General features: G+C 60.6%; 25 protein-coding genes and 1 other RNA gene. 24 read left to right on the top strand and 2 right to left on the bottom strand.

Translation table 11 applies throughout. The features are described from left to right. Window positions 1–43 precede the first annotated feature (43 nt). On the bottom strand, window positions 44–286 hold the full coding sequence (locus tag AC4LFW_RS13485; protein WP_491819614.1) for a hypothetical protein: 243 nt from the start codon (window positions 284–286) through the stop codon (window positions 44–46). A gap of 196 nt (window positions 287–482) precedes the next feature. On the opposite strand from AC4LFW_RS13485, the gene AC4LFW_RS13480 reads away from it, so the two are divergent. From AC4LFW_RS13480 to AC4LFW_RS13365, 24 genes are all read left to right on the top strand, one after another. After that, window positions 483–797, top strand: coding sequence for a hypothetical protein (locus AC4LFW_RS13480; protein WP_491819613.1), 315 nt, complete (start codon window positions 483–485; stop codon window positions 795–797). 111 nt (window positions 798–908) lie between these two features. Further along, window positions 909–1,220, top strand: a complete 312-nt coding sequence (locus AC4LFW_RS13475) for an HNH endonuclease signature motif containing protein (RefSeq protein ID WP_491819612.1) — start codon at window positions 909–911, stop codon at window positions 1,218–1,220. Window positions 1,221–1,315: 95 nt separating this feature from the next. After that, window positions 1,316–2,236 carry an HNH endonuclease gene (locus AC4LFW_RS13470; protein ID WP_491819611.1) on the top strand — a complete coding sequence of 307 codons (921 nt, stop codon included), beginning with the start codon at window positions 1,316–1,318 and terminating at the stop codon, window positions 2,234–2,236. Window positions 2,237–2,328: 92 nt separating this feature from the next. After that, a complete protein-coding gene (locus tag AC4LFW_RS13465) occupies window positions 2,329–2,763 on the top strand; it encodes a hypothetical protein (protein WP_491819610.1) in 435 nt (144 codons plus the stop codon). After that, entirely contained in the window at window positions 2,760–4,274 is a 1,515-nt protein-coding gene (locus tag AC4LFW_RS13460; RefSeq protein WP_491820225.1) for a terminase large subunit, read from the top strand. Before AC4LFW_RS13465 ends, AC4LFW_RS13460 begins: the two co-directional genes overlap by 4 nt. Next, entirely contained in the window at window positions 4,274–5,512 is a 1,239-nt protein-coding gene (locus AC4LFW_RS13455; protein ID WP_491819609.1) for a phage portal protein, read from the top strand. The genes AC4LFW_RS13460 and AC4LFW_RS13455 overlap by 1 nt, the downstream gene beginning before the upstream one ends. Window positions 5,513–5,514: 2 nt before the next feature. Beyond that, entirely contained in the window at window positions 5,515–6,384 is an 870-nt protein-coding gene (locus tag AC4LFW_RS13450; RefSeq protein ID WP_491819608.1) for a head maturation protease, ClpP-related, read from the top strand. Between the two features lie 13 nt (window positions 6,385–6,397). Beyond that, complete coding sequence (locus AC4LFW_RS13445) at window positions 6,398–7,612, top strand: phage major capsid protein (RefSeq protein WP_491819607.1); 1,215 nt, start codon at window positions 6,398–6,400, stop codon at window positions 7,610–7,612. 174 nt (window positions 7,613–7,786) lie between these two features. Next, window positions 7,787–8,095, top strand: a complete 309-nt coding sequence (locus AC4LFW_RS13440) for a head-tail connector protein (protein WP_491819606.1) — start codon at window positions 7,787–7,789, stop codon at window positions 8,093–8,095. Beyond that, window positions 8,092–8,412 carry a head-tail adaptor protein gene (locus AC4LFW_RS13435; RefSeq protein WP_491819605.1) on the top strand — a complete coding sequence of 107 codons (321 nt, stop codon included), beginning with the start codon at window positions 8,092–8,094 and terminating at the stop codon, window positions 8,410–8,412. Before AC4LFW_RS13440 ends, AC4LFW_RS13435 begins: the two co-directional genes overlap by 4 nt. A gap of 283 nt (window positions 8,413–8,695) precedes the next feature. Further along, complete coding sequence (locus tag AC4LFW_RS13430) at window positions 8,696–9,178, top strand: HK97-gp10 family putative phage morphogenesis protein (protein ID WP_491819604.1); 483 nt, start codon at window positions 8,696–8,698, stop codon at window positions 9,176–9,178. Next, on the top strand, window positions 9,171–9,557 hold the full coding sequence (locus tag AC4LFW_RS13425) for a DUF3168 domain-containing protein (protein ID WP_491819603.1): 387 nt from the start codon (window positions 9,171–9,173) through the stop codon (window positions 9,555–9,557). Before AC4LFW_RS13430 ends, AC4LFW_RS13425 begins: the two co-directional genes overlap by 8 nt. Window positions 9,558–9,615: 58 nt before the next feature. Further along, window positions 9,616–10,065 (top strand): phage tail tube protein, encoded by a 450-nt coding sequence (locus tag AC4LFW_RS13420; RefSeq protein ID WP_491819602.1) that lies wholly within the window; start codon window positions 9,616–9,618, stop codon window positions 10,063–10,065. A gap of 54 nt (window positions 10,066–10,119) precedes the next feature. Next, the gene (locus tag AC4LFW_RS13415) at window positions 10,120–10,476 is read left to right on the top strand and encodes a hypothetical protein (RefSeq protein WP_491819600.1); all 357 of its coding nucleotides are present in this window, start codon (window positions 10,120–10,122) and stop codon (window positions 10,474–10,476) included. A gap of 65 nt (window positions 10,477–10,541) precedes the next feature. After that, window positions 10,542–10,703 carry a hypothetical protein gene (locus tag AC4LFW_RS13410; RefSeq protein WP_491819599.1) on the top strand — a complete coding sequence of 54 codons (162 nt, stop codon included), beginning with the start codon at window positions 10,542–10,544 and terminating at the stop codon, window positions 10,701–10,703. A gap of 47 nt (window positions 10,704–10,750) precedes the next feature. After that, window positions 10,751–11,251: a hypothetical protein gene (locus AC4LFW_RS13405; RefSeq protein WP_491819598.1), complete on the top strand. Its 501-nt coding sequence runs from the start codon at window positions 10,751–10,753 to the stop codon at window positions 11,249–11,251. 60 nt (window positions 11,252–11,311) lie between these two features. Continuing rightward, window positions 11,312–16,483, top strand: a complete 5,172-nt coding sequence (locus AC4LFW_RS13400) for a DUF4214 domain-containing protein (RefSeq protein WP_491819597.1) — start codon at window positions 11,312–11,314, stop codon at window positions 16,481–16,483. Then, window positions 16,480–17,370, top strand: coding sequence for a hypothetical protein (locus AC4LFW_RS13395; protein ID WP_491819596.1), 891 nt, complete (start codon window positions 16,480–16,482; stop codon window positions 17,368–17,370). The genes AC4LFW_RS13400 and AC4LFW_RS13395 overlap by 4 nt, the downstream gene beginning before the upstream one ends. Further along, on the top strand, window positions 17,370–18,206 hold the full coding sequence (locus AC4LFW_RS13390) for a hypothetical protein (protein WP_491819595.1): 837 nt from the start codon (window positions 17,370–17,372) through the stop codon (window positions 18,204–18,206). Before AC4LFW_RS13395 ends, AC4LFW_RS13390 begins: the two co-directional genes overlap by 1 nt. Window positions 18,207–18,220: 14 nt before the next feature. Further along, window positions 18,221–18,853 (top strand): Lcl domain-containing protein, encoded by a 633-nt coding sequence (locus AC4LFW_RS13385; protein ID WP_491820224.1) that lies wholly within the window; start codon window positions 18,221–18,223, stop codon window positions 18,851–18,853. A 9-nt stretch (window positions 18,854–18,862) separates the two neighbouring features. Then, entirely contained in the window at window positions 18,863–19,345 is a 483-nt protein-coding gene (locus AC4LFW_RS13380) for a hypothetical protein (protein WP_491819593.1), read from the top strand. Window positions 19,346–19,401: 56 nt separating this feature from the next. Then, window positions 19,402–19,887, top strand: a complete 486-nt coding sequence (locus tag AC4LFW_RS13375) for a glycoside hydrolase family 24 protein (RefSeq protein ID WP_491819592.1) — start codon at window positions 19,402–19,404, stop codon at window positions 19,885–19,887. Then, window positions 19,884–20,051, top strand: a complete 168-nt coding sequence (locus AC4LFW_RS13370; protein ID WP_491819590.1) for a hypothetical protein — start codon at window positions 19,884–19,886, stop codon at window positions 20,049–20,051. Before AC4LFW_RS13375 ends, AC4LFW_RS13370 begins: the two co-directional genes overlap by 4 nt. Then, the gene (locus AC4LFW_RS13365; protein ID WP_491819589.1) at window positions 20,044–20,514 is read left to right on the top strand and encodes a DUF1353 domain-containing protein; all 471 of its coding nucleotides are present in this window, start codon (window positions 20,044–20,046) and stop codon (window positions 20,512–20,514) included. Before AC4LFW_RS13370 ends, AC4LFW_RS13365 begins: the two co-directional genes overlap by 8 nt. 115 nt (window positions 20,515–20,629) lie before the next feature. Here the strand turns inward: AC4LFW_RS13365 and ssrA are convergent. Further along, window positions 20,630–21,008, bottom strand: a transfer-messenger RNA (tmRNA) gene (ssrA, locus tag AC4LFW_RS13360). Window positions 21,009–21,064 lie beyond the last annotated feature (56 nt).

Below are 21,064 nucleotides of genomic sequence, written 5' to 3'. Positions count from 1 at the left end.
CGCTTGAGCAATAAAACTTCAAAAACATCTTGCATTCAACCGATCAAACGATCACTATGTTTCCTATCTTGGTCATTTCACGCGTTGAGATGGCCGAGAGCAGGTGAATGCGCAGGCTGATGCGCAGCGTTAGGCCCGTAGATGACAGGGACTGAAACTGAGATCGCGCACGTAAACGGATGCGCGGCACGTCGTTAAGCAAGAATTCAAGCCGGAGATCAGCGCCGGCCACCTGCACCAATTCAAGAGCCCAGCCTAACCGCTGGGCTTTTTCGTTTCCGGGCATCGCAAACGGCAGCTTGAAGGGCTCGCCACCCTGCGCCCGACCTATCAGCCGGGAGGCCTCTGATCATTTTCGTGAAGCCACGCAAATGTTCACGCACAAATCTCCGGCAAACCTCTTCCGGCCCCATGCCTGCCTCCTAGCCCCGAGCGGATCGCTGAGCATGTGAGGCCGGACCAATTCCTAACGAGACTCCACTATGACCGACACCCACGATGTCAGGACGGTGCACGAGCGTGTCGGCGCCCTGGAGCAAGAGGCAGCCGTAACCCGGCACCGCCTTGACAGATTCGACCGCGACCACGCCCAGTCACCCAACCGACTGACCAAGCTCGAGCAACAGTTCGAGCACATGACCCGTCAGCTCACCGCTATCGGAGAGAGCCAGGACGAGGTATCAGAGAAGGTAGACAAGCTAGGCGGCAAGCTCTCATACGGGCTAGGCGCCGCTGCTGTCCTCCTAGCCGTGTTCGATAAGGCGTGGCCGTACCTGAGCAGTGGGATCGGGTCATGAAGCGCATCACCTGGGCATTCGTCCTCACCTCCTGCTTCCTCACCCTTAGCTGTATCGGCTGGGGAGTGATAGAGGCTGTGCGGTGGGCTGGGTCGTTGGTCGGGTGCGCGTATGGCTAACGCCTCTGCATGGCATCACCTCTACAACGGGAAGCGATGGCATCGTCTCCGCTGGCATCAGCTCCAAAGGGAGCCGCTGTGCAAACTGTGCCAAGCACTAGGCAAGGTGACTGCTGCATCAGTGGTTGACCATAGGAAGCCGCACAGGGGTGATGAGAAACTGTTCTTCGATGAGAGCAACCTCGACAGCCTGTGCAAGCCATGCCACGACAGCGCGAAGCAGAGGCTGGAAAGGTCTGGTGTTCTGCCCGGCTGCGACTTAAATGGCTCGCCTCTAGATCCCAGCAGTCACTGGAATCGGTGATGCGGTATAGTAAGGCCCAGAAACAAGCGAGCCCGGCACTGCGTCAACAGTAACCGGGCTCTGACCACAAACCTGATCGTTCGAGGATCACGGCTATGGCTGATGCCGATTGTACCGCATGCATTGCGTGCGGGAACCTGTTTCAAAGTAAAGGTCCTCGCGGCCGTCGCAAACTGTACTGCCGCCCAGGCTGTCGCCCGAGCGCTTACGCTCCGAAGGCGAACCGGTTCGTGCCTGTTACGAAAAGCTGTCCGTCCTGCGGCGAACCGTTCACGATCACGCGGAAGAAGTACGAAGCTCAGGTCTGCTGTTCAGACCTATGTGCGCGGCGGCATCGCTACGGGGAGAGGTTCGGTTTCGCGTTGCGGCCTCGGTTTTGCGCTGGCTGTCACGCCCCGATCAGTCGACTCGTCCGCACCGACAAAGATGCCGGCAGGTTTTGCACTAAGCAGTGTTACGGCAGAGCTAAGACTAGGATCGGAGAAGAGCGTAGGGCGCTGCTCCGCATAGGGGTAAACGTCAAGCGGCGATTAGCCCTCGCCAGTCAGCCGCCGAAGCTATCAAAGTCCGAGCAGATTGCGCCTTGCTGCGTATGCGGAGCCGGTGTAGTGCTTGAGAAGCACAAACAGGCTCGCGGAGCGTGTTGCAGTGATGCCTGCCGGAAGCAGAGGCGCAGTGCGCGCAGAAAGGAGAGCCGGGCAACCGAGGCCGGGAAGAGGGCAAGGCGCGTTGCTAAGAGTAAGCGGCGGGCGAAGATGCGCGGCTTACTGGCGGATCGCATAGATCCTCTAAAGGTGTTTGAGCGTGACGGGTGGCGATGCCATCTATGCGGGGTAAAGACCAAGCGCGCACTGAGGGGGCGCTGCGATCCACTTGCGCCAGAGCTTGACCACGTTGTCTCTCTTGCGGCTGGTGGCGCCCACTCTTGGGGGAATGTTGCCTGCTCCTGTAGGGCGTGCAACCACTCCAAAGGCGCGCAGTCTGCGGGGCAGCTTGGCTTCGGATTCCCGGCGTGAGGGTAGGGCCATTCGAAAGCTCAGCGCCGGCTGTAGCAATACCGGTCCTCGCCCTCACTTTTCATTAACCGCAACAATTTTGGTAATTCGCCATGGCCGAACGAGGCAAGAAATCTGTCGCCTCGCTTTCCGTGGCGGCTTCGGTAGGGGTTGATTCACGACTAGCCCCACCGTTCATTTTGACCCCGGCGCAGAAGGCTGAGTGGGTCGCAGTGGTGAACTCCAGGCCTGCTGACTGGTTCGGCCCGGAAAACGCCGCGATGCTGATTCAGTATTGTCGGCACAAGGTCCAGTCAGACCTCATTGCTCAGCAGCTGGAAGAGTTCGACCCGGCGTGGCTGGTCGATGATGACGGCATGAAGCGGTTCGACAAACTCGGTGCAATGCTAGAGCGCGAGACGCGAGCGATTAACGCGCTACTCCGCTCAATGCGCCTGACCCAGCAAAGTCTATACAACGCCAAGTCCGCCAGCACGGCGAGCCAGGGCAATAAGGGGCGTAAACCATGGCAGGTCGAAAACGGCTGACCAGAGGCGAGCGCAACTGCGAGTGGATTGAGACGTTTTGCTGCATCCCTGAAGGTAAGCTGGTCGGCCAGAGAGTCAAGCTGACCAGGCATCAACGCAAGTGGATCAAGCGCATCTACGACAGCCCGACGCGCGTGTTCATCTTGAGCATGGCTCGGAAGAACGCAAAAACCGCGCTATCTGCATTTATCGTTCTGCTCCACTTGTGCGGCCCAGAGGCTCGCCCGAATTCGCAGCTATACAGCGCTGCGCAGTCGCGCGATCAGGCTGCGATACTGTTCGAGCTGGCTGCCAAGGTTGTTCGCATGAGCCCGGACCTGTCCGAGTATGTGAACATCCGCGACACGGCCAAGGAACTGCTGTGCGGCGACCTCGGCACCTTCTACAAAGCCCTATCTGCTGACGCTGCGACCAAGTTTGGCTTGAGCCCTGCGCTCATCATTCACGACGAATTAGGCCAGGTTATCGGTCCGCGCTCGCAGCTTTACGAGGCGCTAGAGACTGCATCGGCAGCGCAAGAAAACCCGCTGTCGATAATTATCAGTACTCAGGCGCCAACCGATGCTGATCTGCTGAGCTTGTTGATCGATGACGCATTGACCGGCGCTGATCCGCGCAACAAGGTCGAGCTGTGCACCGCCCCGATGGACCTTGACCCATTCAGCGACGAAGCAATCAGGGCGGCTAACCCGCACTTCGACGAGTTCATGAACCAGGACGAGGTGAGGCGCCAAGCATCAGACGCCAAGCGCTTGCCAAGCCGTGAGCCTGCATACCGCAACCTGATCCTCAATCAGCGCGTTGAGGCCCGCAGCCCATTTGTGAGCCGGTCTATCTGGCAAGCCAATGGCGACCAACCCGACAGCCTGGAAGGGCAGCCCGTCTATGGCGGGCTTGACCTTTCGAGCGTGAACGATTTGACCGCCCTGGTGTTGGTTACCGATGGCGGGGACGTTGAATCGACGTTCTGGCTGCCCGAGGAGGGTCTGCCGGAAAAGTCCCGAAACGACCGGGTGCCGTATGACCAATGGGCGCGGGATGGCTACCTGCAGACCTGCCCTGGCCGTGCAATCGAATATGAGTTTATCGCTCACCACCTGCGAGACCTGTTTGACCGCTATGACGTGCGAATCTTGAACTTCGACCGCTACAACATGCGCTTTCTCAAGCCGTGGCTGGAGCGAGTCGGGTTCAGTGAAGAGGAGTTGGGGCGGTTCAAGGAGTTCGGCCAAGGCTTCGTGTCAATGAGCCCCGCGCTGCGCGAGCTTGAGACTCGACTTCTGGGGCACAAGCTGCGCCATGGCAATCAGCCGGTGCTGACGATGTGCGCGGCTAACGCTGTAGCGGTCACCGACCCGGCAGGCGGGCGAAAGTTTACCAAGTCTAAAGCTACCGGCCGTATTGACGGGATGGTGGCCCTGGCGATGGCCGTCGCTGCGGCAAGCGGCGAACAAGAGGAGCAGGGCGATATGGCCGGCTTCCTCTCTAACCCAATCATGGTAGGAATCTAATGGCCGAATCTAACAAGCCGGGGCGCGTAAAGAGCGCGCTGCTGAACTGGCTAGGCGTGCCGGTCGGGCTTACCAATGGCGCGTTCTGGCAGGATCTGTTCGGCACGTCGAATAGCGGTAAGGTCGTGACGGTTGATGCCGCGATGCAGCTATCTACAGTCTGGTCGTGCGTGCGCTTGCTGAGCGAAACCATCTCCACCTTGCCGTTCAAGCTGTACCAGCGCCAGGCGGACGGCTCCCGTGTTTCGGCTTCTAACCACCCGCTATACCGGGTGCTGTGCCAGAGCCCGAACGCCGAGATGACGCCGAGCCGCTTCATGTCGATGATTGTTGCCAGCCTCGCGCTGTGGGGTAACGCCTATGTCGAGAAGCGTTATGTCGGTACGCGGATCGTCGCGCTCATTCCACTCCTGCCGCAGCTGATGAAGGTGAAGCGGCTGGAGAATGGGCGCCTCGAATACACCTGCGTTGAGGACGGCACCGAGCGCAAGTTTGGCGAAAAGGATTTGATGCACATCCGGGCCTTGGGCCTGGACGGTGTTTGCGGAATGCTGCCTGTCTACATGGGGCGCAACGTGATCGGCTCGGCCATGTCGACAGACGAAGCAGCCGCAAAGGTATTTGCCAACGGTATGCAGGCGTCCGGGGTGCTGACCCATGAGGGCGGCGCGCTCAAACCAGACCAGCGCGAGCAGCTGCGCCAAAGCCTGAGCGCATTCGCTGGCTCAACCAACGCTGGCAAGCTGATGGTTCTGGAAGCGGGACTGAAATATCAAGGCATCACGCTAAACCCAGAAGCCGCGCAGATGCTCCAGACCCGCGCCTTCCAGGTTGAAGAAATCTGTCGCTGGTTCCGCATCCCGCCGCACATGGTCGGGCATATGGACAAGCAAAGCAGCTGGGCTAGCAGCGTGGAGGGTATGAACCTCCAGTTCCTGACCAACGTGCTGCGCCCCATCCTGAAGAACATTGAGGACGAGGTGGCGCGCTGCCTGATTGGCTTCCCTGAGTCGGATTCGATCTATGGGGAATTCTCGGTCGAGGGCATGCTCCGCGCGGATATCAACGCCCGCACTACCTTCTACTCCACCGCCCTACAAAACGGCTGGATGAACCGAGACGAGGTGCGCCGGCTGGAAAACATGCCGCCGATTCCGGGCGGCAACGTACATACAGTGCAGTCCAACCTCTTGCCGATTGAGCTGCTAGGCCAAAGTCAAGCCCCGCTGGAGAAGTAACCATGACGAAAAAGAGCCTTCCAGCAGCGCTGGCGGGGCGCCCCTGCGCGGGCGTTTCCTTCGACCTGCTGCCGCAAGCAATGGAGCGTTGGAATCCAAGCATCCAGGCGGCAGAGGACGAGAAGAACACCATCTCGATTCTTGACGCCATCGGCTCCGATCCCTGGACGGGCGAGGGCGTGACCGCCAAGCGCATCTCTGCTGCGCTGCGCTCAATCGGTGGGGCTGACGTGACGGTCAGTATCAACTCCCCTGGCGGCGACATGTTCGAGGGGCTGGCGATTTACAACATCCTGCGTGAGTACAAAGGCCGGGTGACCGTCAAGGTGCTGGGCCTGGCCGCGTCCGCCGCCTCTGTCATTGCGATGGCCGCCGATGAATTGCAGATCGCCCGCTCGGGCTTCCTGATGATCCACAACGCCTGGACTATCGCTGCTGGCAACCGCCACCAATTCCGCGAAGTTGCCGAAATGATGGAGCCGTTCGACGCCTCCATGGCTGACATTTACGCAGCCCGCACGGGCGCTGATATCGAGGCCATGCAACAGCTGATGGACGCCGAAACCTGGATTGGTGGAAGCGCAGCCGTTGAGCAGGGCTTTGCCGATTCGCTTCTCGACTCCGATTCAGTCAAGGAAGGCGCCCGAGCGCAGAGTGGCCTGATCGCTGCCCGCAAGCTCGACACCATCCTAGCCAAGCAGGGCATGCCGCGCAGTGAGCGCCGCGCCCTCATTCAAGAAATCAAGTCCGGTACGCCATGCGCTGCCGGGCCCGGTACGCACGACGCTGCCGAAACCCTGGCCGATCTGGCCGAACCCATCGCCGATCTAGAGCGCGCACTGGCGCGTTTCTCGGCAGCTGCTACCCGATAACGGAGATTTACCCATGTCCGAACAAGCCCAACTGCTCGCCAAAATGAGCGCAGAGCTGGAAAAAGCCTCCAGCGATTTCAGCACCAAGGCCGAAGCCGCCCTTGGTGAAGCCAAGCGCGCCGGCAGCCTGTCGGCTGAAACCAAGGCTGCCGTCGATGAAATGGCGCTGAAGTTCAACAGCCTGAGCGAGGCCGAAAAGCAACTGAAGGCGCAGCTCGGTGAGCTGGAGCAGGAATTTGCCCGCATCCCGACCCGGGCCGCCGCGAACAAGCGCACCAGTGTTGGCGCCGAAGTGGTCAAGAGCGAAGCCCTGGCCGAATTCGCCAAGAGCGTACAGGGCAACCGCCGCATCAGCGTTCCGGTGAATGCCGCACTGCTGAGCACAGACGTAGCCGATGGCGTCGTGGAGCCGCAGCGCCTGCCTGGCATCGACGTGATGCCCAAGCAGCGCCTGTTCCTGCGTGACCTGATCGCCTCGGGCCGCACTACTTCCCCGGCCATCTTCTGGGTTCAGCAGACCGGCTTCACCAACAACGCCGCAGCTGTCGGTGAAAACCCGGTCGGCGGCAAGCCGTATAGTGATATTGCGTTCAACACGAAGATCACGCCGGTTACCACCATCGCGCACATGTTCAAGGCGTCCAAGCAGATTCTGGACGACTTCGCGCAGCTGCAATCGACCGTGGACGCCGAAATGCGCTACGGCCTCAAGTACGTCGAAGAGCAGGAAATGCTGTTCGGTGACGGCACTGGCGTTCACCTGCACGGCATCGTGCCGCAGGCCACTGCGTTCTCCGCTGCGTTCGCACCGGAAGCCATGACCCAGATCGACGAGCTGCGCCTGGCCATGCTGCAAGCGCAACTGGCGCGCCTGCCGGCATCCGGTCACGTCCTGCACTTCAGCGATTGGGCGAAGATCGAGCTGACCAAGGACACCTTGGGCCGCTACATCATCGGCAACCCGCTGAGCGTTGCAGGCCCGACCCTCTGGGGTCTGCCGGTTGTCTCCACCGAGATCGCCGCCTTCCAGGGCAAGTTCCTGACCGGCGCATTCCAGACTGCCGCGCAAATCTTCGACCGCGAAGACGCCAACGTCGTGATCTCCACCGAGAACGCCGACGACTTCGAGAAGAACATGATCTCGATTCGTTGCGAAGAGCGCCTGGCGCTAGCCGTCAAGCGCCCAGAGGCGTTCATCTACGGCACCTTCGCCGTTCCGGCGCCGTAACGGCTGATAAGCCGGCCGCCTTCGGGCGGTCGGTTTGAGGGATAGCGATGCAACTAAAAGCACTCCGTCCGATCTTGCTCAATCACTCAGTTGTGACCGAGGGGCAGGCATTCGAGACGACAGATCATCATGCTCGCGAACTGATTGTTCGAGGGCTAGCGGTAGAGGTGCCACATGGCCGTTCTGACACTGGACGAGATCAAGAGCCACCTGCGCCTGGACGGAAACGCCGAGGACGCTCACCTGGCGCTGCTGAATGACGCGGCCCAGGACTACGCCAGCCAATACATGAACCGCGCCATTCCATGGCATGACGACGCGGGCGCAGAGGAGCCTGTTCCAGCCTCGGTGAAAGCCGCGATCCTGCTCACTATTGGCGACTTGTACGAGAACCGAGAGGGTTCCTTCGTCGGCGTGAGCCGGGTAGATAATCCGACCGTTCTGCGTCTGCTCAACCCGTACCGCGTAGGGCTAGGCGTATGAGAGCCGGCAAACTAAGGCACCGCTGCAGCCTGCAATCGGAGCAAAGCGTTCCAGACGGCATGGGCGGCCGCATCGACGGATGGGCCGAACTGCGCCCGGTCTGGTGCGAAATCACTACGCCAACGGGTCGCGTCTCGAACGTGGCGCAGCAGCTGACCGCTGTTGTGTCTGCGGAGATCCGCGTGCGTCCGTCTGCTGACTTCGTGGCGGGTCGCCGGCTGGTCAATGGCGCCATCACTTACCGGATAGAAGCGGTCCTGCCGAGCAACGAGCGCGACATTATGCAGCTGCTGTGTTCGAGCGTGGCGAATCCGTAGGAGCGGCGTAATATGCTCGTATCTGAAAGCGAGTGAGGTGATGACATGGCAGGCCAGGAAACAATGCTAGTCCGCCTCCAAGGAGGAAAGGTCGAGCGTCGGCCTGTAGCGATTAAAGAGCATGCAGACCTTATTGCAGGTGGCCAGATTCTTTGGAGCGAGGAGCCCGAGCTAAACGAGGGTGAGATGGTCGTTAGAACCCTTGCCGATCCTGTGCCGCTAATTGTGAAGGCATGGAAACCATAAACCCGCTTCGGCGGGTTTTTTAATGCCTGGAGAAACCATGGCCAGACGATCCTCGGTTCGCGGCGACTTCAAACTTCGCGGCCTGCTCCGGCGCATCGGTAACCAGATGGAGTCGGATCTGCGTCCCGCGATGCAGAAAGCGGCTGATCTGGTTCTGGAGACACAGCGGCAGCTCATCCCGAAAGATACCGGCGAGTCGGCGGCAGCACTTGAGGCGTTCGTCTCGAAAAGTGGCCTCGACGCGCAGATTGGTATCAGGGGGAAAAAGAAGTCCCGCCGGTTCTTTTTCCTGCGCTTCATCGAGTACGGCACCAAGGGCCGCGAAGGCAAGGCCGGCAAGAACCCGACGAACAAGTCGGACGGCTCCACTTTCTTCGGCTACGCGCCAGACATTCCCGCCCGACCGGCGCACCCGTTCATTCGGCCCAGCTACGACCTGAACAAAGACGAGATCCGCAAACTGTTGAGCGAGGCAATTGCTTCGACTCTGGACAAGGCGGCGAGGAGTGCAGATGGCTGACCCAGCAATACCGCTACAGGCCGCGCTATACGCCCGCCTAAGCGACGAACTCAGCGTGCCGGTATATGACGCCGTGCCGATGGGCACTGCGCCGCCGTACCTCACGATTGATTCCGAAATCGCAACCAGCACCAGCCCCATTGCGGGGCGCGACCGCGCAAGCCGCTTCCTGTATTTGACCGCATGGTCGAATTACGCCGGCCAGCGCGAAGTGAAGCAGATCATGAGCGAGGTGTATGCCGCGCTCAACCAGCGCCCGCTCGTTCTCGCTGATGGCCGCGCCTTCGGTATTCGCATCGAGCGCATGATCACCAATCGAGACGCTGACGGCGTGACCTACATGGGCGCCGTCACGCTGAAAGTTAACACCCAGCAGTAACCCAACCCCAAACCCTGCCGCACTGCGGCTACATCCAATGTCCTTTGGAGGACTACCCATGCCCGTAAATACCGCAGCCGGCGCAACGTTTGCCATCGGCACCAAGGTCGTCGCCACTGACGCCGCAAGCTATGCCCTCGACACCTACACCGCAGTAGGTGAAGTCGAGTCGATCGGCGAATTCGGCGACGAAGTTTCCGCTTCCACCTTTACCGCCCTGGCGAACCGGCGCGTCCGCAAGTTCAAGGGCACCTATGACGCTGGTGATCTCCAGCTGACCGTAGGCTTCGACTCTGGCGATGCCGGCCAGACCGCGCTCAACACCGCCCTGAAGGACGAAGGCTCGACCGACTACAACTTCAAAATCACCTTTGAAGACGGCGACGTTTTCTACTTCTCCGGCAAGGTCATGTCCCGCCGCATCTCCGCTGGCTCGGCTGACGAGATCGTCAAGGCCAACATCTCCATCGCCATCGGCACCGAAGTGCTGGAAATCGCGGCCCCGTAAGCCGATTAGCGCGGCTCAACCGGGCCGCGCATCCCCTGAATTCTGGAGTGACCCATGACAAGTAAGACCCTGTACGGCAAAACCACCGTGACCGTTGGCGAGTTCGAGTTCGAACTGGAGCCGACCCTGGCCGCAGTCCGCAAGATCGAGCAGCGCTTCGGCGGTCTGCGTCCCGCGTTGGACGGCCTCGGCTCGCTGAGCGTCGATGCAGTCAGCCATGTAATCGTGGCGGGCGCCAATCTCTCCCCGAAAGAGGCCAAAGAGGTCCCTGAAGCCGTGTTCGCCGCTGGCGTGGCCGACATTACCGCTCAGGTTGTCCCGTTCGTTGTGGCGCTTCTCAACCCCTCTGACGCCAAGCCAGAGGAAGAGTCGGGAAACGTAAAAAAGACTCGGGCAAGCAAAGCGCCGTAAAAGACGGCAGCTACGTCGACCATCTCTACGGGCTGGCTACCGGCTGGCTCGGATGGGCGCCCGCCGTGGCGTGGTCGACGCCTATACCCGAGATCCTGCTCGCGTATGAGTCGAAGATTCAGTTCCTGCAGGCCACCAACCCGTTCGGCGGCGGCAAGAAGGAAGACGACGGCAATGCGCGCAAACCGGAGCAGATGAAGGCGCTGCTGCGCGGTGCTGGGAAGTAGTGCTGGCCGTCTGCTACATTGGCCCTTTCTTATGGGGAGGGGCAGGGATGCTAGTAGTTGCACTCATCGTCTTAAGTGGTGTGCTGGTCAGCGTAGCGCTGCCCTATTGCAAGCAGCAGGCGAATGCTGCCGATGGCGAGCGGAAGATTGGCGCGGCCCTACTTGTCCTAATCTGCGCTTTGTCCGCCATCTGGGGCTGGTATTACTTCAACTATGGTAGCGCCGAGAAGTTACAAGAGCGGATGAATGCAAAAGCGGCAATGGTTGCTCAAGAAAAGACGGAGCGAGACCGAGCTGCGTGCGAGGTGTCTTTCAATACCTTCATTGTGACTCAGCGATTCGTTGAGGAAAAACTGAAATCGCCATCCACGGCAAAGTTCGGCGACCGACCTTTGCGGACAAGATATCTAGGTGACTGCACCCACGAAATATGGGGGTACGTCGATTCCCAAAATGCGCTTGGGGCAACAGTCCGTACCGAGTACTACGTGAAGGCAAGGAATGAAATCGGCACCGGTAAATGGCATTTGATTGATATAGCGATGTGAATATTTGACTTACAACAGACCCGCTTCGGCGGGTTTTTTATTGCCCAGAGGAAAGTAGACATGGCCGATCAAGACGTTGCTGGCTTGATGATCCGCTTGGAAGCGACTACCCAGCAGATGCGCCGTGAACTGGGCATTGCAGATAAGGCTGTGGCTGCTGCCAGCGGCAAGATCGACAAGCAGCTGTCCGAGGTGGACAAGGCTTTTGATCGGATGGGGATCAGCGCGGGGCGCAGCGGAGACGCAGTGAGTGCAAGCGTTGCCGGAATCACTGCGGCCGCAGGAGCGGCAGCAGCGGGCATCATCGCGCTCGCGTCGAGAACGGCCAGCTCCGCCCGCCAGATGGAGACGTTTGCCAAGCTGGCAAACGCCACCACGACTGAGTTCCAGCGCATGTCAGCGGGTTCGCGCACCGTTGGCATCGAACAAGATAAGCTCGCAGATATCCTGAAAGATGTGAACGACCGCGTGGGGGATTTCCTCACCACGGGCGGCGGGGAAATGGCGGACTTCTTCGAGAAGATCGCGCCGCGCGTCGGCGTGACTGCCGAGCAGTTCCGAAAGCTATCCGGCCCGCAATCGCTGCAGCTGTTTTACGACAGCTTGGAAAAAGCGAACCTGTCTCAGGCCGAAATGACTTTCTATATGGAGTCTATGGCGGATGAGGCCACGGCTTTAATTCCGCTACTGAAGAACGGCGGCGCGGCATTCCAGCAGATGGGGGGTCGTGCCGAGCGGATGGGCGCGGTACTGTCTCAGATTGATTTGGCGAGCCTTGCTGAATTTAGCCAGTTTGCTGATGACGCTAAGCTGTCGCTGGATGGCTTGGGGCAACAGCTTGCGGTCAGTCTTTTGCCGACCATTCGGGAGCTATCAAGCGCTCTCGAAGGCGAGGGAATGGTTGAGGCGGCGCGCGCAGTCGCTGACGGCATTAACCTTATCGTCACCAATCTTGACGTACTGGCGGCTACGGTCGGCGGCCTTGGTGCGGGCTTCCTTGCGCTTAAGTTCATAAATGGGGCCAATGCCGTTCGCGGCTACGTTACCGCTGTCACTGCGGCTACTGCTGCTGACTCAGCAAACGCCGCCGCTTCTTTAGCTGCAGCGCAGGCAGAGTCGCGTCGCGCTGCGGCTACGGTCCTGGCGGCACAGCAGCAGGTCGCAGCAACCAAGGGAACAGATGCGTATACGGCAGCACTGAGCCGGTTGCGCCTGGCAAAGCTAGGAGTGACGGAGGCAAGCGCCAGAGAGGCGGCCGCACAGAAAACGGTTAACGCGGTTGGCTCTGCCACAAGCAACGTTCTGCGCGGCACACTCTCTTTGCTTGGCGGGCCGGTTGGTATCGCTGCGCTTGTAGGCACTGCCGCCGCTGGCTGGCTGCTCTACTCCGACAATAGCGATGACGCCCGCAAAGCCACAGAAGGGCTTGCCCGCGATATGGGTGAGCTAAGGAAGGAGATCGAAGGGCTTACCCTTGCTCAGGCAAACAACCGCCTGCACGAGATGACCGAGGCGCAGCGGACGCTTCAGTCTGCACTGAACGAGACCACATCAGACCTTGGCGCTAACTTCGTCCAACTGGACAAGTGGGGCAACAAGTTCACCGTCGGCCAGAAAGAACGCACCGAGGCGTGGAACAATTTCCTCCGCGCAATCAAGAACGGAGCGGATATTGGGGAGGCTGCTAATCGCCTCGCTGATGTAACGGGCGCCTCTGAAGAGATGCGCGCTGAAATCGTTTCCGCCACCGCGCAGATGGAAACCCAGGCGGGGCAGGCCGGCAAGAATGCCCAGGTCGTCACGGTCCTGAAAAACACCATTGCCGCACTGACTGGCGAGACGCGCGCCAATACCGTCGCTACGCAAGAGAATAACAACGCCAACCTAGAAGGGCTGGCTGCGGGCGAGAAGTACCTGAAGCAGCTGGAAACCCAGCTGAACAGTATGAGGGACAAGACGGCTGTCCAGGCAGCCGAGCGGGTCCTAACCGACAATCAGATCGACCGCCAGAGCGAGCTAGGGCAAAAGATACTTGCCACCGCTGCGGCTCAAGACGCCCAGAGGGAGGCGGACGCAAAACTGACGGGCAGCATCAAGACCGGCAATAAGGCGCTTGATGAACGGATCAAGGCTATCGATGCGCTTCGCGACAAGTACAACCCAGCCGCTAAAGCTCAGGCTGACTATGACGCAGCGATCAAGCTAGCCGACGAATCGTTGAAGGACGGCACCTACACCACCGAGCAATACCAGAAGGTCGTTCAGGGCCTGTATACCGACCTGAACAAGCCGATCTGGGACAAGCAGAATGAAGCGTCGGACAAGGCCAAGGAAGCATTAAAAAAGCTCGACGATCAGTTGGAATCTGTGCGCGACCGGCTAGACCCGGTGCGCGCCGCAACCAAGCGCCTCACCGCAGAGAAAAAGCTGTTCAAGGATCAGCTGGACGCGGGCGCCATCTCGCTTGAGGAATACACCGAAGGCGTTGCGCTCCTTGAAAAAGAGTACGACGACAACACCCGCGCCACCTCCGAATGGGCCCAATGGACCGAATCCTCCCTGGAGCGCGTCGACAGTGCCTTTGCTGATGCCTGGCGCAACATCGGGGACGGGTTCTCATCGTTCCGCGACTCGCTGACCAATGCGTTCAAGCAGATGCTGGCGGAATTGGCTCACATGGCCATCACCCGGCCTATCGTGATGCAGATCGGCGCGGCGCTGGGGATTGGCGGGAGCGGCAACACTGGCAGCATCCTTTCCTCGCTTGGCGGCTCTGGCGGTAGCAGCGGCTTCAGCTTCGGCAACCTGCTCCAGTACGCGCAGACCGGCTACAGCGTCCTGACAGGCGTCGGCCCGGCTGCACTGGCGGGCTACCAGTCTGGCGGCATCATGGGCGGGCTTCAGGGGGCAGGCAGCTACTACGGCAACCTTGCGTCCTCTGCGTGGGGCACGGTCTCAGGTTGGTTTGGCGGCGGCGCAGCATCCAGCGCAGCAGCAGCTCAGGCAGCAGGCGCTGCGGCGGGCAACTCGCTCGGCGTCAATGCGGGCATCTATGCGTCGGGCGGAAGTGTCGCCACCAGCGCGAGCCTGTCTAGCCTGGCATCCAGCTTTGCACAGATCGCAGGCCCGATTGCCGGCCTGTACATGGCGATCAAGGGCTACGGCGCGATCTCAGACGGCTACGATTTCAAGCCCAAGGACTTCGACGACGAATTTGCCGGTGTCCGCCTCGGCGCGAAGGTGATCAACGCCTACGAGAACGGTATCACCAAGGTTTTTGGCGATAGCAGTTTCCTGTCCAAGGCCCTGCGCATCCCGGTTGCCACCATCGGCGGCCTGATGAGTTCGGTTTTCGGCGGCGGCTGGGAAACCAAGGACGGCGGCATTGCGCTCTCGGCTACAGACGGTGACCTCCTCGGCCAGTCCTTCGAGTATCAAAAGAAAAAGGGCGGCTGGTTCAGTTCGGACAAAAAGCGCACCCGCTATTCGGCGCTTGACGACGAAACCCTGGCCGCCTTGCAGCAGACCTACGACGCCACCGAGGCCGGCGTGGCGCAGCTGTTCGAGTCGCTGAGCCTGTCGGTAGAAGAGGGCGCCCTTGACGGCCTGCAAATCGCGCGCAAGCAGATCTCGACGAAGGGCAAAACCGAAGAGGAAATTCAAAAGGCGATCAGCGAGTGGTTCGGCGAAGCAGCCGAAGCCATGAATGCCGAGCTGAACAAGGTCTTCTCGACCGGCCTGGACTACGACCTGGCTGGCATGCAGGCGTTCGTCAACAACCTGTTGGGCGTCAACGAAGTATTGCGCTATCTCGACGTTGGCATGTACGACGCGAGCGTGGCAGGCGGCAAGCTGGCCGAGGCGCTGTCTGCAGCAGCGGGCGGCCTGGATGCCTTGACAGCCAACTCGCAGACCTACTACGGCGCGTTCTTCACCGAAGCCGAAAAGATCGAAGACACGATCGATTCGGTCAAGCGGGCCTTTGAGAGCGCCGACGTAGAGCTGGCCGGCTCCCGCGAAGCCTACCGGGCCATGGTCGAAGATATCGACCTGACCACACAGGCCGGGCAGGAGATGTTTGCCACGCTGATGGCTCTGAGCGGCCAGGCTGCGCAGTATTTCAGCATCGTTGAGCAGCAGGCGGCGCAAAAGGCAGCAGAGGCGACGGCGCTCCTCGTGGGCGCGGTCGACAAGTCATATGCAGCCCTTCAGCGGTCCATAGCGGCCCAGCAGCGCGAGCTTCAGGCGTCGGCCGGCAAGGCTGCTAACAACATCAATGCGCTGACAGGCATCGGCAATTCGCTCGATGCAGCGCTCAGGCGGTTGCGCGGCACCTCGGACGAGACGGTCAAGTCGCTTCGTGCTCAGGCAGTGATGACGCTCAACAGCGCGCTGGTTACGGCGAGGGCGGGGCAGTCACTTGCTGGCTTTGCGGGTCTTCAGGATGCGCTCAACGTCGCGTCTGAACTGGACACGGCTCTTTATGGCTCGCTTGAGCAATTCGAGCGGGAGCAGGGGCGCACGGCCAACCTGATAGCTGAGCTGGAGAAGGTCAACGGCAAGCAGCTGACAGCCGAGGAAAAGCTACTCAAGCAGTACGAGACGCAGCTTTCGAAGCTTGACCAGCAACTGGCATTCGCTCAGGCGCAGCTCGACGCACTCAACGGTGTTGACTCCTCGATCCTCAGCGTAGCCGAAGCCATCCAGGCGATGAACACGTCTGTCGTAGCCGCACTGGCTGCAATGGGCGGCGACACCGGCAAGAACGCAACGCCGCAGAACGTCGGGACGCTGGCTGATTCGGTTTATCGCTCCGTCCTAGGGCGCGAGGCTGATGCGGCCGGCTTGGCGTACTGGCAGGGCGAGGTAGCGAGCGGGGCGATCCGCCTGGATCAACTTGAACAGGCCATCAAGAACGCAGCCAAGGCCAATGGGGAAATCCCGGGCTTCGCTGCAGGCGGCTTCCACTCGGGCGGCTTGCGTTTGGTTGGCGAGAACGGTCCAGAACTCGAAGTCACCGGCCCGTCGCGCATCTACAACGCCTCGCAGACTGCGGCGATGCTGGGCGGGGGTGACTCCACTGCGGCAATAGCCAGCCTGCAACGCACCGTCGAAGGCCAAAGCGCGGCGCTCCGGTCAATCGCTAAACACACCATGCAAACAGCCAAGCGCGTTGAGTTCCTAGAGCGCTGGGACTTCGACGGCCTGCCTAAAGAGAGGGGCGCAGCATGAGGATAATCAAGCCGGTGGAGATAACGCCGGCCATCCTGACCAGTAGCAACGTGCCCGAAGACGACTACCCGCCATGGAGCGCGGCAACGGCCTACGCGGCTGGCGACAAGGCAATGTACAACCACCGGAACTACGAGTCGCTCGTCGCCCATACCGGGGCCAACCCGGAGACCGACACCGGCAACCCGCCGAAGTGGCTGGACCTCGGAGCAACCAACCGCTGGCGGATGTTCGATGACCGGGTGGGCTCACTCACCGAACAAGCGGGCAGCATCGCGGTAGAGCTGCAGCCGGGCGCGGTGATCAACTCGGTTGCGCTGTTCAATCTGCTAGGCCGGTCGGCAACGGTCACGCTCACCGACCCGGTGGACGGCATTGTCTATCAGCGCACCATTTCCTTGGTCGATGCCGGCGTTTCCGACTGGTACGAGTGGTTCTTCGCGCCAATCGGCAGACAGACAGACTTCGTGCTGCTGGATCTGCCGGCCTACGGCACCGCCACCTTATCCGTGACGATCGACAACGCCAGCGACACCGCTTCAGTCGGGCACCTCGTCATGGGGCGCCAGGCTGAGCTAGGCGTTGCCGTCTACGGATCTGGTGTGGGCATCACTGACTACAGCCGTAAGGAAACAGACGCCTTCGGTAATTCGGTTGTGGTTGAGCGCTCATTCAGCAAGCGGGCTGAGTTCGACGTTGTGGTGGAAACACCGCAGATCGGGCGGGTTCAACGCCTGCTCGCCAGCCTTCGCGCTCAGCCGGTCGTCTGGATCGGTGCTGAGGGCTACGAGAGCACATTCCTGTTCGGCTACTACCGCGACTTCCAGATATCCATTTCCGGACCTTCCGTCTCGGACGCCTCTATCACTGTTGAGGGCTTGACCTAATGGCAGCGCCAATCATTACACCCATCCCGACGCCGCCGATTCGTTCGGATGCGCCGGCAGACTTCGCGGTCAAGGCGGATAACTTCGCCGCAGCATTGCCGACTCTGGTTACCGAGACAAACACCTCGGTTGCGTTCGTGGATCAACGCGCCATCGACGCCGACGCGAGCGCCCAGGCTGCTGCCGCGAGCGAAGCTGCAGCAGAGGCCGACCGCGCAGAGGTTGCCGCCAATGCCGCGACCGTAACCAGCAACACGGCAACAGTGGTCGCCCGCGCTGATGAGGTGGCAGCGAACACGCTACAGGTAGCCAGCAACACCCAGCAGGTCGCAACCGACGCGCAGGCCGTGGCCGATGCGCTGGCCTCCGTTGCGGATGGGCCGGTGATCAGCGTTGCGGGACAGGCCGGCGTCGTTACTCTTGATCAGCTGCGCACTGCAGGGGTTGCCACGCAAGCTGGGGCCGAAACCCTTACAAACAAGACAGTGAGCGGCCCGCGCGCGAGTATGGCGCAGTACATCGACAAGACGGTCACCAACGCTACTGCAACCGGCACCGTCACGCTCGATCTGTCCGCGGCTGACGTGTTCGACCTGACGCTGGCTGGGAATACAACGCTGGCGCTCAGCAATGCGCCTACGCTATCCGGCGAGACGTTCACTGTCGTGGTGCGCGTGCGCCAAGGCGCGACTGCCTACTCACTGGCATGGTTTGCCGGCATCACATGGCTAGCGCCTACAACTCCAGCAACGCCAGCAGCAAACAAAATCGTGGAGTACATCCTTTCCACCTCGAACGCAACCGCGTGGCTCGGGCGTAAGGGGGCATCCAATTGAGCGCCGCAAAAAAAATGATGATGGCGGTTGATAGCTACTGGCAATCAATGGCCCCAGGGACGCCAATCGAGGGCGGGTTTTACGCAGGACTAATACGTCTCAGCGATGGCGACTATGCGATAATAGTCGCGCCTAAGAGCGGCGAGGCTTCGCTTGCGCAAAGCACAACAGGCGGCGCTGATAGCGGCACGCAGAGCTATCACGACGGCCTAGCCAACAGCAACGCTGTGTATCTCCCCACGCACCCAGCAGCGAAACACTGCCTAGATTACGCAGGCGGCGGATACATGGACTGGTATCTGCCGGCGCGGGACGAACTCGAACTGATGTATCGAAACTTAAAGCCGACTACGTCAGCCAACGTTGCGGGCTCGCGCCCTGGCGGCGGCTCTCATGGGCAAAATGAAAACAGCGTGCCTGTGGGCCCGGCGTACACAGCTGGCAGTCCCGCACAAACATCTGCCGCCGCATTCAAGGCGGGCGGAGCCGAGGCGTTTAACAGTTCCGGCGCCTACTACTGGACGTCGACAGAATCCGCTCTAAATTCCAGTAGTGCGCATGCCCAGCGCTTTACCGACGGGTATCAGAGTTACCTCCCAAAGGGAGGCGCGGGGCCTGTCCGTCCAGTCCGCAGAGTCAAAATCTAAGGAGTCACCATGTTCGTAGACAAAAAGACGTTGGCGGCCACAAACGGCTCAGCCATCCGGGCCGCACATCCTGAAATCAGCTTCCCTCCCGAAATCACCATCGATCACGTTGCCGAGCTGGGTTATGCGGAGCTGGAGTACGACGCGCAGCCAGCTCTAGCGGCCGGTGAGCAAGTGCAGCCCGGCGAGATCCGCGAGGATGGTGGGCGATATGTCCAGGGATGGGTTGTGGTTCCCGCTCCTGCGCCTGAGATCCCGCAGTCAGTCACCATGCGCCAATGCCGAATCGCGCTGCTCGATGCTGGCCTACTCGAAGCCGTCCAGTCGTCTATCGCAACAATGCCCGGCGTAGAAGGCGAGCGCGCCCGGATCGACTGGGAGTATGCGCAGGAGGTTCGCCGCGACTGGCCGCTGATCGCCTACATGGCCGGCGACCTCGGGCTGACCGATGAGCAGGTGGACGGCCTGTTCATGGCTGCATCGGCGATCTGACCCATCCGCGACACACAGACCCGCTTCGGCGGGTTTTTTATTGCCTGGAGTTTCCCATGCCGCAACTCAAAGCTGCCCAAGCTGGCGGCGAGAACGTGCTCGCCTTTCTGGACCTGATCGCATGGTCGGAAGGGACAGACAACGGACGCCAGCCAACCAAAGACCGAGGGTATGACGTAGTGGTGGGAGGCGCGCTGTTCAGCGGCTATGCCGATCACCCGCGCCGGCTCGTGCCGCTCCCAAAGCTCGGCATCAAGTCCACGGCAGCCGGCCGGTACCAGATCCTGTCGCGCTACTACGACCACTACAAGCGAACGCTGGGCCTGCCGGACTTCGGCCCGGAATCACAAGACCGGATCGCGCTGCAACTGATCCGCGAATGCCGGGCGCTGGACGACATCAAGGCCGGGCGCATTGCCGAGGCCATCAACAAATGCCGCAGCCGCTGGGCGTCTTTGCCCGGCGCCGGGTATGGCCAACACGAACACGCTATCGGGCCGCTGCTGGCTCATTACTTGAAAGCCGGGGGAGTCCTCGCATGACCCGCATTATTGTTGCCGCTTGCCTGCTGCTCACCCTGCCAGGCTGCGCCGCCTCGCTCGCCTCCTACTACTGCGGCAAGCCCGCCGTAGACCGTGCGTCCTATCGTGCCGTGATGGATACCCGGACGGCACCGCACAAGCTGAGGGTCGAATGCTATGAGTGAGCCATATTTCTCTGGCGCGCTGGATCTGCGGGCGTACAAGCCGGGCGAGTGGGTGCTACTGGAGCCGTTCCGGTATCGCGCCCGGGATGGCCGGGAGTTCACTGTGCCGCGCTGGTTTATCACCGATCTGGCGAGCATTCCTTGGCTGGTCGATCCACTGTTTGACGGGTTGGACCATCGGGCGGCGGGCGTGACCCACGACTGGCTTTATTGCTCTCAGCAGGTCAGCCGCGCCGAAGCCGACGAGCTGTTCCGCGAAATGCTCGAAGTGCTTGGCACCGGAGCCATCAAGCGCAACCTCATGTACTCCGGTCTGCGCGTCGGTGGCTGGTATCGGTACAGTCAGTGCAAGGGCGGGCCTAAGTCCGAGGACTTCGCCTGGGAGTTCATGTCCTCGGCAGAGCGTGAGGCGTATCGGATCAGGTTTATCGAGATGGGGGATTGGGTTGCCCGGACGGGCTGAGAGGGGAAACAAAAAAGGTTGCTGAAATGTTGCTGAAACGGCCGGTCATGGACGGTCATTTACAGCAACTTTCAACAACCTTTTCCGCTAGAGGCCCCGTGTTTCGGGGCTTGTATGGTGGAGCCGGGGGGATTTGAACCCCCGTCCGCCAGCTCTCCACTGTCGGTACTACATGCGTAGCCAGATCTATTGAGTTAACTCCGCGCCGCCCGATTGGCAGGGTGCTTGGAGCGAGCTGCATGAGTTTTAGCCGTTACGTCTGCAGCGAACTTGGCGGCGATCCTGTTCTATCTGACAGTCATTTCGGGTTTACAGGCATCCCCTAGTGACCGCTGGCGCCGAAGCGACCAGATGAAGGTTAGGCGGCTAGCGCGTACCCTTCGTAGTTGTCGTCGTTGGCAACTATAAGTTTGCAACAGTGGATTTACGAGTTCTGTTACCAACTCGGCATGCACCTAGAGTTTTGTTACCGGCGTCGAATCCTAATCGGCCCCATGAAGCGTGTCGCAGCCTCATGTGCTGCGCAGTGTACGCCACAACCTCTGGTCGC

Source organism: Stutzerimonas sp. C6.4V (assembly GCF_058536345.1).
This window is presented reverse-complemented; position numbering and strand designations above follow the sequence as displayed.